Here is a 15,134-nt window from a genome sequence, read left to right on the forward strand (position 1 = left end):
TCCTTTTATTTTACCATCTAAAGTGAGAGAATGCTTTGTTAGCATCTGCCATTCTATGTGTATCGTCTCTTTTCTTGATTGCATTACCTCTTTCGTTATAAGCATCCATGATTTCATTAGCTAGTCTTTCTTGCATTGTATGCTCAGATCTTTTTCTTGAGATTTCAACTAACCATCTAAGAGCAACCACTTGAGCTCTATCAGCTTTAACTTCAATTGGAACTTGGTAAGTAGCACCACCAACTCTTCTTGATTTAACTTCAACTTTTGGTTTAATGTTATCTAGACCTTCATGAAATACTGCTAGAGATTCTTTACCTTGAACTTTTTCAGATATAAGGTCCAAAGCACCATAAACAATTTTCTCTGCAACAGATTTTTTACCATCAAGCATAATAGCATTGATTAGTTTTGGAAGAACTATATCTCCAAATTTAGCATCTGGTAAAACTTTTCTTTTTTCAGCTTGTCTTCTTCTTGACATATTTTAGTTCTCCTTATTTCTTCTTCTTAGTTCCGTATTTAGATCTACGTTGGTTTCTATCAGCAACACCTTGAGTATCAAGTGTACCACGAATAATATGATATCTAACACCTGGTAAATCTTTTACTCTTCCACCACGAATCATAACAACACTATGTTCTTGTAGGTTATGACCTTCACCTGGAATATAAGCAGTTACTTCAAAACCATTTGTTAATCTTACCCTAGCAACTTTTCTTAAAGCTGAGTTAGGTTTTTTAGGAGTTGTTGTGTAAACCCTAGTACAAACACCTCTTTTTTGAGGACAAGCTTCCATAGCAGGAGTCTTGCATATTTTTCTTTTATCTTTACGTCCTTTACGAACTAATTGATTGATTGTTGGCATTTAATTTTTCCTTTTTCAACAATTTTAACTTTGAAGCCGGCACAACCAATACAGACAAGTTAAAAAAACTCACGAGGTTAAACAATCTATTTTACATAAGCTTATTCAACCTGCCTGTAGCGATTCGTGGATCGACTCCGCTATTCTATTAGCTAATCGGGCTCATAGAACAATAAAATAAAACATTAGGTAACCCACTGATTACCAATGTTTTTTATCATTATTCAACGCCGACTAAAACCGACAAAGCGAGTTTAAGTATCGACTATATGAGAATCTTTTCACTAAAAGATTGTCAATTTTATATCATTTTATTTTAAAAAAGTCAAGTTATTAAATTATTTTTGAAGCAAGTATAAACCTTCGTAAATACCCTTATGCTTAATCAGCTCATTGTGAGAACCTTTTTCTACAATCTTACCATCTTTAAGCACATATATCACATCACTATTAACAATAGTGGAAAGCCTATGAGCAACAACTAAAGTAGTTCTATTAGTAGCTAAACTATCTATAGCCTTTTGCACTTCTCTTTCTGATTCTGTATCTAAAGCAGAAGTCGCCTCATCAAGAAGTAATATTGGAGCATTCTTCAATAAAGCCCTAGCTATTGATATTCTTTGCTTTTGTCCACCAGATAAATTACTACCAGACTCACCAAGAACAGTATCATAACCATCTAATAAATCATTAGTTATAAAATCATGTGCATAAGCAGCTTTAGCTGCAGCAATTATCTCTTCTTCTGATGCAGAAGGTTTTGCATATGCGATATTATTTCTTACCGTATCATTAAAAATACAAACATCCTGAGATACCAAAGCAATATTTTCTCTTAAGGACTTAAGCTTAACATCTCTAACATCTTTCCCCGCAATTTTAATAGATCCTTCCTGTAAATCATAAAACCTGGGCACTAAATTTAATAGAGTTGATTTACCAGAACCACTACCTCCTACAAAAGCAACGGTCTTACCTGCAGGAACCTTTAAAGAAACTCCATCTATAGCTTTATCATCCACACCATCATAGGAAAACTCAACATTATTGAATTCAATCTCCGGAGACTTAGAAATAAGCAAATCTTTAGCACCCTTTTTATTTTTTATTTTTGGCTTATTATCAATAATTGCAAAGACTCTTTCAGCAGCACCTAATCCTGTTTGAATAGATGAGTTAACATTAGAAAGTTTTTTAATTGGCTCATAAGCTAAACCAAATGCTGTTAAAATTGATGTCAATTCACCAGGAGTTAAAGCTCCAACCTGACCATATTCTTGAATAATTCTATACCCACCATAAAAAATAAGCACAGCACCCGCTCCACCGCTTAAAAGCTCATTAACAGGAGTTGTTAACTTAGATATTTTAAAAGACTTATTAGCATATTTGAATAACATATTTATAATCTCTTTTGCCTTGCTTTCCTCATGCTTTTCCATACAGTATGACTTAACCTGCCTTATACCTTGAAAAGTCTCTGTTAAGAAGCTAGCAAAAACCCCTTGTTGAGCAAGGTTTTGTTTTGAAATCTTTCTTATTCTTTTACCTATCCAAGCAATAGTAACACCCGCAATAGGAAAAACAAAGAAAGTCAATAAAGACAACTTCCAATCCTTATACAGCATTAACCCAACCAAGAAAACAAGAGTCAAACTACTTTTTGCTAATTTTGTAATACTGTCAGCAACTGCACTTCTCATTGTATTAGCATCAGCAACCATATTAGCCACAAGATTACCAGTATTATTACTATCAAAGAAAGACATGTCTTCTCTTATTATATGAGAATATAATTGTTTTTGAATATTAGCTACAATTCTTTGACCTACTCTATTCATAATTGTATTATGACCATAAGTAGCAATCCCCTTAAAGAAAAACACACCAATCATTGCCAACGATATAAATCTTAACATATTTATATCTCTATCAATAAGAACATCATTAGTTATCTTCTCCATAATTGAGGCAGTCATGGCAGTCATCAAACCAGAAACCAACATCAACAATATAGATATAAACACTTGAGGCAAAAACGGCTTCAAGTATTCTCTCATAATCCTTTTTAACAAATCTTTACTTTTATTATCCTGTTTCATTTATTTATTACCCCATATGGATGCCTGAGGAACAAATCCCTCCCAACCATCTACATCAATTTTACAAACATCTTTAAAACACTCATCAACGAAACCAATAACACCTTTTTCAAGCTTTGCTATATGTCCTGACTCTTTATTTGCATTTTTATTTAAGAAAACCTCTTTATCACTAACTATAAATGACTTTCTACCAGAAACCATAGTTGGGTGCAACCACCCTTGAGCTCCTTCTATATCTTCAACTTTAATCCAACTATCATAAATAGCTATAACCTTCATAGGCATTCTTGCTCTTTTATAAACCCACTTAATAGGATATCTTTTACCAGGACCCGTTCTAACATTAACAGTATTTGACTTTAAAGAGCACCATTTCGCACCTTTGTCCAGAGCAAAACTATTTAAACAAACACTAAAACTAAATACAAATATTAAAAATATTTTAAACATTAAAAAAATCCTTTATAACCTTTCTATAACAATCTTTTTTAAATTCCACAGCAGATTCTATAGCCTCTTCTGGAGACACCCACTTATAATCACAAAACTCTATCTCCTCAGGATGAGTTTCAAAATCTATTTCACTTTCATCACCTGTAAACTCCATTAAAAACCAAGTTTGCTCTTGACCTTCATACTTACCAAAAGGCAACAAAACATCTGGGAACCTATACCTAACCTTTTCTTTCATCTGTTTTAGAACTTTAAAGTTCTTTATACCAGTTTCTTCTCTAAGTTCTCTTTTAGCAGCTTCTAACAAATCTTCATCCGAATCAATTCCTCCTTGAGGGAATTGCCATAATTTAACTTCATCTAATTCTTTTGATACATTCGTTCTTTTAAATAAAAGAACTTGATTGTCCTCATTTTTTAAAACGATCCCAACACCTTGCCTAAACATAAAAACTCCAATAAAAGAAGATTAACCCTGTCTTTTATATATAACATATTTTGTTTTTCGTCAATTTTTAATTACTTATATATGTATCTTTTCTTTAAACACTCTTGTAAACTCTAAAAGCACATCATCTATAAAAACTTTAAAGCTCGCACTCTCTGAATAACCCCAAACTATAGCTATCACCACCAAAGCCAACAAAAACATCCAAAAAGCAAACTCTAAGAACCTAAACATAGCAACCTCCTAAAAACTATATACTTTATAGTTATACAATAAAAACAAATTAAAAATCAATATATTTATTGAAAAATAAAACATAAAGTGTTATTAATTTTGCCATGAGCGAGTTTTTAAGTATTTTAGCATTCATATTAAGTTTAGTAACAACTAAACTAAGCATAAGCTTTTTTAATCACAAAAAAATACTCGACATACCTAACAATAGGAGTTTTCATTCTAAGCCAACTCCAACTGGTGGAGGTTGGGCAATAATCATACCTACAATAACTCTTGCAATTATAAGCAAAGCAATGACTCCGTCAATTCTAATAGGAGCCCTTATATTAATATCCATATCATGGTTAAACGACTTAAAACACATAAAACCTTCTGTTAGATTAATATTTCACTCTATAGCCATAGGAATAGCATTATTATCATTAGACTTAACAGGAAATATATTACTGCCAAATAATATACCTAATTTTATTGATAGAGCTATAATATTTACTGCTTGGTTATGGTTTATAAATTTATATAATTTTATGGATGGAGCTGATGGTATGACCGCTTCAGAAACACTATGTTTATGCTTTGGAGTTCTATTTATATCTCTATTTATATTTATGCCAACAAGTATAATTAACTTATGCTTAATACTAATAGGAAGCTGCTCTGCCTTTTTGATATTCAACTGGCATCCAGCAAAAATATTCTTAGGGGATACTGGTGCTATATTTATAGGCTATATAGTTGGGTATATTTTACTAACTATAGCTAAAAATGGATATATCGCCATAGCTATTATACTACCCTTATATTATATAATGGATACCAGCTTAGTTTTATGTAAAAGAATCTTAAAAAGAGAGAAAATATTTGAAGCTCATCAAAAACAATATTTTCACAGATCTATAATTAAAGTAAAAAGAACTCATTGCCAAACAGTTAAAAAAGTTATACTATTTAACATATTATTAATACTGACTGGGATATATTACACAATCACAAAAAGCTATATTGTTTTTATATTAGCTGTACCCGCAACATACATATTTATGAAATACTTAGCAAAAGGAATTAAAAATGAACGAAATTAAATCACCAAACAAATATAATAGAGATAAATTCTCTGTATTTTTAGCTGGAAGTATAGAAGGCGGTACTGCAGAGAATTGGCAAGATAGAGTTTCTAAAGCTTTATCTGATTTTGACATACAAATACTAAACCCTCGTAGAGATGATTGGAATTCATCTTGGAGCGAAAGCATAGAGAATGAAGAATTTAAAAAACAAGTATTCTGGGAGTTAAATGCTCAAGAGCATGCTGATTTAATAGTTATGTATTTTGACAAAAACACATCCTCTCCTATTACCCTGATGGAGTTAGGCTTATTTATTAAACAAACCCCTATTATAATCTGCTGCCCAGAGAAGTTTTGGAAAAGAGGAAATGTAGAAATAGCTTGCAGAAAATACAAAGGCATATTTACTGATAACGAGAACGATTTTATCAAAGAGATAAGCAAAAGACTAAAAGATAAGAGTATCCGAAGACTAAGCGAGATCAAAAAACAATAATATTATTTCTTGACTTTTTTCATAAATCAAGTTATAAACTAATCTCTTAATCTTTAAAGGAGATAACTAAACATCTTAGCTATCGATATTATGGCTGTTTGCTTGGTTCCTTTTTCAAGAGATTATGAATAAACTAAAAAACAAAAGAAAGGTAAATATCGACATGTCTATAGAAGCAAAAGTAAAGACAAAAATCATGAAAGAATTCGCTACAGTTGAAGGAGACACAGGTTCTCCAGAAGTTCAAGTAGCTGTTTTAACAGAAAGAATTAAAAACCTAACAGAACATGCTAAAGTTCACAGAAAAGACAATCATTCAAGAAGAGGTCTTTTAATGTTAGTTAGTAAAAGAAAAAAACTTTTAGGTTACCTAAAATCAAAAGATGAAGAAAGATATCTGACTCTAATCAAAAAATTAGGATTACGTAAGTAATAACTTTCAAGATTCAATAAAAAAAGCCTCTTATGAGGCTTTTTTTTATTTTACACATAAATACTATAGTTGTAATACCTTAGATAAAAAAATAAATAAAACAACTTATATTATATTTATAATCAATTATGACTGTACAAACTATTAATTTGACTTTTGAACTCAAAACCTGTATACTCTCGCCTGAGTTTTAATTAAAGAAATATGTTTGCTGGATTTATTTAAGACCCTAGCAATGTCATCTTAAGCGAAGTGCCATAGGCACTAAGTCGAAAAGCCTCACAAATCACAAGAGATTTCTCCACTAGCCGTGCTTGGTAGAAATGACATAAAGGTTTTTAAACAAGTTCAGAAAAACAGATTTCCAAAATTAAAAATTATATTAACCGTTAAAGCAATGGGGCTTTAACACATAGAAAGGAACTTTAATGTTCAAAGAATTTAAAAAAGAAATGCAATGGGGAGGCAAAACTCTATCTATTGAAACAGGTAAAATTGCTCGTCAAGCAGACGGTGCTGTTTTAGTTAAATATGAAGGCACAACAGTACTAGCTACAGTTGTTGCAGCCAAAAAACCAATGGAAGGTGTAGATTTCTTCCCTTTATCAGTTCATTATCAAGAAAAAAAATATGCTGCTGGTAAAATTCCAGGTGGATTCTTCAAAAGAGAAGCTAGACCATCTGAGAAAGAAACATTAATCTCAAGACTTATTGATAGACCAATTCGTCCTCTATTCCCAAAAACATTCAAGAACGAAACTCAAGTTATTTGTACAGTTGTTGAACATGACGGAGAACATGATTCTGATGTTGTAGCAATGATTGGTGCATCAGCTGCTCTATCTATCTCAGGCATTCCATTCATGGGACCTATTGCTGGAGCAAAAGTTGGTTACAAAGATGGAGAATATATCCTTAACCCAACAATGTCTCAATTAAAAGAAACAGAACTAGAGCTATCAGTTGCAGGAACAAACGAAGGTGTTCTTATGGTTGAATCAGAAGCTAAAGGACTAACTGAAGAAGTTATGCTTGGAGCTGTTATGTTTGGTTGGGAATCTTTCCAAGATGTTATCAAAATGATTGAAGAGTTAAAATCAGAATGCGGTAAAGAACAAAGAGAAATCCCTGCTCTACCATATAATGAAGCTGAAGTTAAAGCAAAAATGAAAGAATTAGTAGATGCAGATTTACAAGATGCTTTCACAACTGCTGATAAAGTAGCTAGAGGTAATAAAGTTGGAGATGCTCATGCTAAAGTTCTAGAAACAATGATTGATGAAGAGGCTGGATTAAATGAATCTGCAGTTTCTTCAATATTCAAATCTGTTGAGTCAGATGTTGTTAGAGGAAATATCCTATCAGGTAAACCAAGAATTGACGGTAGAGATACAAAAACTGTTAGAGCAATTAAAGCTGAAGTTGGAGTGCTACCAGGAACTCACGGTTCTGCTTTATTCACAAGAGGAGAAACTCAAGCTATTGTTGTAACAACTCTAGGAACAGGTTCTGATGAACAAATAATCGATGGTCTAACAGAAGAATATAAAGAAAACTTTATGTTACACTATAACTTCCCTTCATACTCAGTTGGAGAATGTGGAAGAATGTCTGGACCAGGAAGAAGAGAAATCGGGCATGGTAAACTAGCATGGAGAGCAATTAAAGCTCAAATGCCAAGCAAAGAAGATTTCCCATACACAATCAGAGCTGTTTCTGAAATCACAGAATCAAACGGATCATCATCTATGGCTACAGTTTGTGGTACATCTCTTGCTCTTATGGATGCAGGTGTGCCAGTACCAGCTCCAGTAGCAGGTATTGCTATGGGTCTTATTAAAGAAGGTGACGACTTTGCAGTTCTTACAGACATTCTAGGTGATGAAGATCACTTAGGTGATATGGACTTTAAAGTTGCTGGTACTAAAGAAGGTATTAATGCTCTACAAATGGACATTAAAATTACTTCAATCACTAAAGAAATTATGGAACAAGCATTAGCTCAAGCTAAAGATGCTAGAATCCACATCTTAGGTGAAATGGCTAATGCTATTGAGCAATCAAGATTAACAGTTGCTGCTAATGCTCCAAGAATTGAAAGCATTACTATACCAGCTGATAAAATTAGAGAAGTTATCGGTACTGGCGGTAAAGTTATTAAAGAAATCGTTGAAGTATCTGGTGCTGTTGTTGAAGTTGAAGAACAAGGTAAATACGGTATCGTTAAAGTTGCTTCGTCTGATGCAGAAAGCCTAAATACAGCTCTTAAAATGGTTAATGACATCGTTGCAGAACCAGAAGCAGGAACAATATACACTGGTAAAGTTGTTAAGATTATGGACTTTGGTGCATTTGTTAACTTTATGGGTAAAAATGACGGACTTGTTCACATTTCTGAAATTGCTCAAGAAAGAGTTAATAAAGTTGAAGACTACTTAAAAGAAGGTCAAGAAGTTAAAGTTAAGTTTGTTGGAACAGATAATCGTGGTAAATTTAAATTATCAATGAAAGTTGTAAACCAAGAAACTGGCGAAGAAATTAAAATTGAAAAGCCTACTAGAGATGATAAAGGTGGTAAAGGAAAAGGCGACAAAGGCGGTAAAGCTCCTTCAAAAAAGGAAGCTCCAGCTAAAGTAGCTAAATCTGAAGAGAAAGTTAAAGAAAAAACTGAAAAAAAGCCCCTAAAGCCTCACTTCTAGGCAAAATACTTAAGAAGTAATTAGTCTTATTTTGACTAAACAAAAAGCCTTGTTTTTTAGCAAGGCTTTTTTGTTTATATAAATATTTGATACTATGAACTTAACCGTTTTAAATAAGACATATATTAAAATAATTTAAAAACTCCTCACTATATAAATAGTGAGGAGTTTTGTTTACAATAATAAATTTATAATATATTAAAGAACTTTATTTTTGCAACCAATAAGTAACAGCTAAATTACCACTATTAATAGAGAAATCATTAACAGTTGCTCCACAAGTACTGTTCACTATAAATTCACTATCCATACCATCTCTTAAATCAGAAAAACCTTCTTTAGCAGCACTTAAATAAGCACCAGAAAAACAAAAGTAGTATCTTCTTGTTCCTGTAAGCTTACCATAAGACCAGTCAAAACCATTTTTAAAGCTTTCGGGTACATGTATTTTTGAGGAAATAGAATTTAATTCGTTTTTCCAATCAGCAACACTAGGTCTCTCTTTTCTATAAGAAACATTCATATCATATAAAACCTTTAGGTTTACAAACCCTGATTCTGCATAATGTTTATACTCTTTTGCTTTAAAAACATCCGTATTTACATACATCGCCCCCATAGTTGAGACAATAACTGCTAGAGATATACACATTATAGTTATTATTAGATTAGACATTAAAAGCCCCTTTCTTTGTTACAAACCCTATCATAAAGAAAAATAAAAAACAATAAAAAAACACTTTACTTTTGTTTCTAAAAATATGATAATAATTAATATAGCAAAGGAGGATGTTATGAAATTTGAATTACCAGAACTAAAGTTCTTACCTGAAGACATTTCTGATTTCATGTCTGAAGATACAATATTTTATCATTATGAAAAACACCACAGAGCTTATGCCAACAAGGCTAATGAAGCAGTAAAAAACACTCCTTATGAAGCTCTAGATATAGATTTAATCTTAAAGGATACTTATAGAAAGAACTCGTTTATATTTAATAATGTAGCACAATTCTATAATCATAATTTATTTTGGGAGATTATAGGAAATTCTAAAGATAAGTCTCCAAGTAAAGAATTTAAAGAAAAAATATCAAAAAAGTTTGGCTCTTTTGAAAAATTTAAGGATGAATTTTGTGCTCTAGCAGCTTCTCAGTTTGGAAGTGGTTGGTGTTGGCTAGTTCAAGAAAAAGATGGTGCTTTGGAAATTTATAAAACATCAAATGCAAAAAATCCTTTGATTTACGATCAAAATCCTTTAATGTGTTGCGATGTATGGGAACATGCATACTATTTAGATTATCAAAATGATAGATTGAAGTACATCAAAAGATTTCTTGATAATGTAGTAGATTGGAAACAAGTAGAAAAGAGAATGAAATAATTAATGAGAAAACCACTTATTATAACAATAATAACTTCAACACTATTGTCAGCTTGCCATAGTGTAAAGGTTCACAGTAACAAACATCACTCTAAAGATAATATAACCATATCTAAGGAAGTTACGAAGCCAATAGACAATGAAAATAAAATTGATTCTATAGCAAAAAAAGATATAAAACCTGTTAAAAAGTATGAAGAAGTAATAAAATCTGAAATTAAAGTTAAAAAAGCTTCATTCCCTAATGGCATAGAAGTTAAAAGCATAAAAGACTTACAAAAACTTTTTAATAGCAGTGATTATGACATTGATGCCAAAACATCTAACTTAATAATATCAAACATATCTAAAGATTTATTTAAAACAAAAGATGTTAAGTTAAAGAAAGACATGTTCTTTAAAACTATATACCCTATTGCTTATCAAATAAATAAAGAAATAGAACAAGAAAGATATGATTTAGATCATAATAAGAATCTAGTTCAATTAATGATGAAATACAAAGTGAAGAATATTGAAGACTTACGATTAAGATTAAACACAATTCCTATACCTATGCTATTAGCTCAAGCTGCTATTGAGAGTGCTTACGGCACTTCTAGATTTGCTGAAGAAGGTAATGCATTATTCGGGCAATGGACTAGAGATAAAAACGGGATGACACCTAAGGAAAAACCTAATTCTATTTGGAAGGTAGCTAGGTTTGATACACCGTTAGACTCTGCTAGAGCTTATGCTTTTAATATGAATACTAACAGAAGCTATGCTAAATTTAGAGAGCTTAGAAATCAGGGTAAAGACCCTATATTTGGCTTAGCTAAATACTCTCAAAAAGGTGAAGAATATATAAATATTGTTAATTCTGTAATAAAAGTAAACAATCTAAATAAATATAAATTCTAGTACTAGATACTATAGCAAGCTACTTTCTTTAAGAAACTGTTTTTAGTTTTTTTATTTGAATGAATAAATCTATTACCATCTTTAGTATAATACACTTTTCTTTTATTATGCACAGCAACATAAACTCTACATCCCATAACTTCTCCTGTTTTAACAACTTCTTCAGAGTTATTTACGATCCATTTTTTTAGAAAAGGATTACATATACCATGACGAATTTTTTTTAACTCATTTTGATATTTAATTGATGTATGGAAAATACTAAGATTTTGCATTCTATTTCTTTCTATTTTTAAAAACAAACAACCATTTATTGATAGATAAAAACTCTATTAAAATCAAGAAAAAAATTATTTTCCTGAAAAAATAACCAATTGAATAATAAGGATTTTTTTAAAAACCATTAATTTTTTATGTTTTTTTAATGTTTTTCCCTTGACATCCCATTCTTTCCCATGGTATCCCATAAGTATCTAGAGGGAAAAATTAAACACTCTTTACACTCTTAATTATGTTTATATACTCTCTTTTTGCATGATTTGTTTTAATCTTTCTCTCTAGACATTTTAATTAGGAGTTACAAAATGAAATTATTTTTATCAACATATATAAATAAAATTGATAAAAAAGGCAGAGTATCTGTACCTGCTTCATTTCGCAGTGCTCTAAAAGATGAAAATTTCAATGGAATAATCCTATTTAAATCACATAAAAAAGAAGCTTTAGAAGGATGGAGCTACTCTCGAATAGAGCAAATAAGTGAAAGTCTTGATAACTATGATGTATTCTCAGAAGAACAAGACTATTTAACAACAGCAATATTCTCAGAGTCCCAACAATTATCGTTTGATAAAGATGGAAGAATTACATTACCTTCAACCATGATAGAATATTTGGGAATAACAGATAAGATTGCTTTCGTAGGATTAGGAAAAACATTTCAAATATGGAATCCAGATAATTTAGATAAACATAAAGAGAAATCTAGAAATCAATTAAAAAAACAAGGCATAACAATAAAAATTAACAATACAAACTAAGGAGAAAAAAAATGACAACATATGAAAAACATTATCCAGTGATGTTACCTGAGGTTGTCGAGGCTCTGTCTCCAAAAGATGGAGAAGTTATTGTTGATGGAACATTTGGAGCTGGAGGATATTCAAGCAAATTCTTAGATATATCTAACTGCCAAGTTATAGGCATAGATAGAGATTTAAATGTTATCAATGAAAGCAAAGAATTAATCTCTAAATATGACGGGAGATTAAAATTACTTAAAGGTAGATATAGCCAAGCTAAAGAATTATTAAAAGCACAAGGTATATTTAAAGTTGATGGCATTGTTTTAGACTTAGGAGTTTCATCAATGCAAATTGATAGAGCTGAAAGAGGATTCTCTTTAAAACAAGATGGACCTCTTGATATGAGAATGTCTGAAGATGGTCAAACAGCAGCAGACTTTTTAAACTCTGCAGATGAAGAAACTATAGCAAATGTAATATACAAATATGGAGAAGAGAGAAAATCTCGACAGATAGCTAAAAGAATTGTAGAACATCGCCCTATTTCTACAACAAAACAACTAGCTGATATAGTTCATAGTGTTGTAAAGAAAAAGCCTAAAGATACAGGAGATACAGCAACCAGAACATTCCAAGCTATAAGAATATATATAAATGAAGAGTTAAAAGAATTAGAAGATCTTTTAAACTCTGCAAAAGAACTTCTAAATCCAGGAGGAAGGTTAGTTATAGTAACATTCCATTCTTTAGAGGACAGAATAGTTAAACATTTCTTTAAAAAAGCTAGTGGTAATATAGCAAATGCAAATAGATATATGCCTGATGTACAAAAACCAGAAGCATTTTTTAAATTAACAAACCGAAAAGCTATTTTACCTAGTGAAAAAGAAGTTGAAGAAAATTATAGATCAAGAAGTGCAAAATTAAGATTTGCGATAAAATTGTAGAAAGGAGTTTATTATGAAAAACAAAGTATTATTTAGTCTTTTTTTATTAATATCAATATCAGCTTACCAAACAAGCATTTCTACAAGAGAGAAAACGAAAGAGTTAAGTATAATTAAGGAAACTCTTAGAGTAGAAAGAAATAGAAAAAATGTATTAATAGCTGACTGGGCTTATCTAAATAGATTAGAAAGACTAGAGAAGTTATCAAATAAGCATTTAAATCTTACTAGCATAAAACCTAGTCAAACTCTTACTTTTTCTGCAGATAACAAATCTATAAACTTTTCTAATTTAGGGTTTAAACAAAAGCTAGCATTGGCTACTCCTAGTAAAAAACCTAAGAAGCTAACATAAATATGAATAAAGCATATAGAGATTTTGCTCCGTCTATAATAAAATCTCAGGGTGGAACATCCTTGAGTGCTACTGATTATCATCATTATAAAGAGGCAAAATTAAGAGTCTATATAATAGTTTTATGTTTTATATTATGTTATTTAATTGGAATGCTAAGAGTTATAAGTTTATCTCTTAGTGATTACAAACCTAGAGACTATGCTTCTACATATAATAAGAATCTAATTGAACACAGAGCTAATATAACAGATAGAAATGGAAATCTTTTAGCAACATCTCTTAAAATACCTTCAGTTTATGCAGACCCAGCTAAGATTATTGATTTAGATGAGGCTGTATATAAATTGCATTCAGTTCTTAAAGACATACCTTTATCTACATTAAGAGAAAAGCTAAAAAACCCAAAGAGAAGGTTTGTTTGGATTAAGAGAAAAATAACTCCTGAGGTTCAATATAAAATAAACAAACTTGGCATACCTGGAGTATTCTTTAAGGAAGAAGAAAAAAGATTTTATCCTCAAGGGCATTATATGTCTCAATTTCTGGGGTTCACTGATGTTGATAACATTGGTATATCTGGAGTTGAGAAAAGCTTAAACGAACAGATAAAGGACTCTTATGAAGATTTAGAACTATCAATAGATACAAGAGTTCAAAATATTTTAACAAAAGAACTAAAGTATGCGATTGATAGATTCTCTGCCATAGGAGGAGCTGGTATTGTCATGAATATTCAAAGCGGTGAGATATTAGGAATAAGCTCACTGCCCGACTTCAATCCAACAAATATTAAAAAAGCATCTAAAGATCAAAAATTTAATAGAGCGACCTTAGGAATATATGAATTAGGATCAATATTTAAGATTATAAACAATGCATTAGCCCTTGAAAATGGGATTACTATGGAAGACACTTTTGATGTAGGTCAACCTCTAAAAATAGGTAGATTCCGTATAAAAGATTATCATCAAGAGAAAAAAGGAACAAAATTTAACCTCTCAGAAATTTTAAGAGAGTCTTCTAATATAGGTTCTGCCAGAATAATAGATCAATTAGGAGTAGAAAAACAAAGAGATTTCTTTAGAAAATTAGGCTTGTTAGATAAAGTAGATATAGAAATTCCAGAGGTTGGCTCCACTATAACCCCATATAAATGGAGGCTTGCAAATGCAATGACAATGAGTTATGGGCACGGTATAGCCGTTTCTCCTTTATCTGCGACCACGGCTATTGCTAGCATATTAAATGATGGACTTGAAGTAAAGCCAACTCTATTAAAAGGTAAAAAAGTAGAGTATAAAAACAGAGTAGTATCTAAAAAAACATCTAATCTAATCAAGAAGATGATGAGAATAGTCGTTAGAGAAGGAACCGGTTCTCAAGCAGAATCTAAAGGATATTTTATTGGAGGCAAAACAGGTACAGCAGATAAACTTGATGAAAATGGAGGATATAAAGGTAAAGAAGTAATATCATCTTTCATTGGGGCTTTCCCTATGAATAAACCTCAATATATAATATATATAATGGTTGATGAACCTCAAGATAGAAAAGACACTTGGGGATTTGCGACAGGTGGTTGGGTTGCTGCTCCTGCAGTTAAAAAAGTAATAGAGCAAATAGCTCCTATACTCGGCATTTTCCCTGAAAATAATGAATTTGATATTGCAAATATAGAAAAAAATCTTATAATAGAATAATTAATAATA

Annotated in this window: 18 protein-coding genes; 10 read left to right on the forward strand and 8 right to left on the reverse strand. The window is 31.1% G+C overall.

Translation table 11 applies throughout. The features are described 5' to 3' along the window. Positions 1 to 10: 10 nt before the first annotated feature. The 6 genes from rpsG to OIF36_03610 form a co-directional block, all read right to left on the reverse strand. The gene (rpsG, locus tag OIF36_03585) at positions 11 to 484 is read right to left on the reverse strand and encodes a 30S ribosomal protein S7 (protein ID MCV6599542.1); all 474 of its coding nucleotides are present in this window, start codon (positions 482 to 484) and stop codon (positions 11 to 13) included. Positions 485 to 497: 13 nt separating this feature from the next. Next, entirely contained in the window at positions 498 to 869 is a 372-nt protein-coding gene (gene rpsL / locus OIF36_03590; protein ID MCV6599543.1) for a 30S ribosomal protein S12, read from the reverse strand. Between the two features lie 338 nt (positions 870 to 1,207). Continuing rightward, a complete protein-coding gene (locus OIF36_03595) occupies positions 1,208 to 2,971 on the reverse strand; it encodes an ABC transporter ATP-binding protein/permease (protein ID MCV6599544.1) in 1,764 nt (587 codons plus the stop codon). Next, positions 2,972 to 3,424: an SH3 domain-containing protein gene (locus OIF36_03600; GenBank protein MCV6599545.1), complete on the reverse strand. Its 453-nt coding sequence runs from the start codon at positions 3,422 to 3,424 to the stop codon at positions 2,972 to 2,974. Then, a complete protein-coding gene (locus OIF36_03605; GenBank protein ID MCV6599546.1) occupies positions 3,417 to 3,875 on the reverse strand; it encodes an RNA pyrophosphohydrolase in 459 nt (152 codons plus the stop codon). Before OIF36_03605 ends, OIF36_03600 begins: the two co-directional genes overlap by 8 nt. 75 nt (positions 3,876 to 3,950) lie before the next feature. After that, positions 3,951 to 4,109, reverse strand: a complete 159-nt coding sequence (locus tag OIF36_03610; protein ID MCV6599547.1) for a hypothetical protein — start codon at positions 4,107 to 4,109, stop codon at positions 3,951 to 3,953. Positions 4,110 to 4,213: 104 nt separating this feature from the next. Between OIF36_03610 and OIF36_03615 the strand changes: the two genes are divergently transcribed. From OIF36_03615 to pnp, 4 genes are all read left to right on the forward strand, one after another. After that, on the forward strand, positions 4,214 to 5,194 hold the full coding sequence (locus tag OIF36_03615; protein MCV6599548.1) for a glycosyltransferase family 4 protein: 981 nt from the start codon (positions 4,214 to 4,216) through the stop codon (positions 5,192 to 5,194). Next, positions 5,181 to 5,675 (forward strand): nucleoside 2-deoxyribosyltransferase domain-containing protein, encoded by a 495-nt coding sequence (locus OIF36_03620; GenBank protein MCV6599549.1) that lies wholly within the window; start codon positions 5,181 to 5,183, stop codon positions 5,673 to 5,675. Before OIF36_03615 ends, OIF36_03620 begins: the two co-directional genes overlap by 14 nt. Before the next feature lie 163 nt (positions 5,676 to 5,838). Then, entirely contained in the window at positions 5,839 to 6,108 is a 270-nt protein-coding gene (gene rpsO / locus OIF36_03625; protein ID MCV6599550.1) for a 30S ribosomal protein S15, read from the forward strand. A gap of 428 nt (positions 6,109 to 6,536) precedes the next feature. Further along, positions 6,537 to 8,807, forward strand: coding sequence for a polyribonucleotide nucleotidyltransferase (gene pnp / locus OIF36_03630; GenBank protein ID MCV6599551.1), 2,271 nt, complete (start codon positions 6,537 to 6,539; stop codon positions 8,805 to 8,807). A gap of 208 nt (positions 8,808 to 9,015) precedes the next feature. Here pnp and OIF36_03635 read toward each other — a convergent pair whose 3' ends face one another. Beyond that, positions 9,016 to 9,483 (reverse strand): hypothetical protein, encoded by a 468-nt coding sequence (locus OIF36_03635; GenBank protein ID MCV6599552.1) that lies wholly within the window; start codon positions 9,481 to 9,483, stop codon positions 9,016 to 9,018. Positions 9,484 to 9,601: 118 nt separating this feature from the next. Between OIF36_03635 and OIF36_03640 the strand changes: the two genes are divergently transcribed. Next, positions 9,602 to 10,192, forward strand: coding sequence for a superoxide dismutase (locus tag OIF36_03640; GenBank protein ID MCV6599553.1), 591 nt, complete (start codon positions 9,602 to 9,604; stop codon positions 10,190 to 10,192). A gap of 3 nt (positions 10,193 to 10,195) precedes the next feature. Further along, positions 10,196 to 11,095, forward strand: a complete 900-nt coding sequence (locus tag OIF36_03645) for a glucosaminidase domain-containing protein (GenBank protein MCV6599554.1) — start codon at positions 10,196 to 10,198, stop codon at positions 11,093 to 11,095. Positions 11,096 to 11,097: 2 nt separating this feature from the next. Here the strand turns inward: OIF36_03645 and OIF36_03650 are convergent, their stop codons facing one another. After that, on the reverse strand, positions 11,098 to 11,370 hold the full coding sequence (locus OIF36_03650) for a hypothetical protein (protein ID MCV6599555.1): 273 nt from the start codon (positions 11,368 to 11,370) through the stop codon (positions 11,098 to 11,100). 309 nt (positions 11,371 to 11,679) lie between these two features. Here OIF36_03650 and mraZ point away from each other — a divergent pair, with 309 nt between their 5' ends. From mraZ to OIF36_03670, 4 genes are read left to right on the forward strand one after another with little or no spacing between them, the layout of a single operon-like run. Continuing rightward, positions 11,680 to 12,135: a division/cell wall cluster transcriptional repressor MraZ gene (gene mraZ / locus OIF36_03655; protein MCV6599556.1), complete on the forward strand. Its 456-nt coding sequence runs from the start codon at positions 11,680 to 11,682 to the stop codon at positions 12,133 to 12,135. An 11-nt stretch (positions 12,136 to 12,146) separates the two neighbouring features. After that, positions 12,147 to 13,067, forward strand: coding sequence for a 16S rRNA (cytosine(1402)-N(4))-methyltransferase RsmH (gene rsmH, locus OIF36_03660; protein ID MCV6599557.1), 921 nt, complete (start codon positions 12,147 to 12,149; stop codon positions 13,065 to 13,067). 13 nt (positions 13,068 to 13,080) lie between these two features. Next, positions 13,081 to 13,422, forward strand: a complete 342-nt coding sequence (locus OIF36_03665; protein MCV6599558.1) for a hypothetical protein — start codon at positions 13,081 to 13,083, stop codon at positions 13,420 to 13,422. A gap of 2 nt (positions 13,423 to 13,424) precedes the next feature. Next, positions 13,425 to 15,125 (forward strand): penicillin-binding protein 2, encoded by a 1,701-nt coding sequence (locus tag OIF36_03670; protein MCV6599559.1) that lies wholly within the window; start codon positions 13,425 to 13,427, stop codon positions 15,123 to 15,125. The last annotated feature ends 9 nt before the right edge of the window (positions 15,126 to 15,134 follow it).

This window comes from Alphaproteobacteria bacterium, assembly GCA_025800285.1.
Lineage (GTDB): Bacteria > Pseudomonadota > Alphaproteobacteria > JAOXRX01 > JAOXRX01 > JAOXRX01.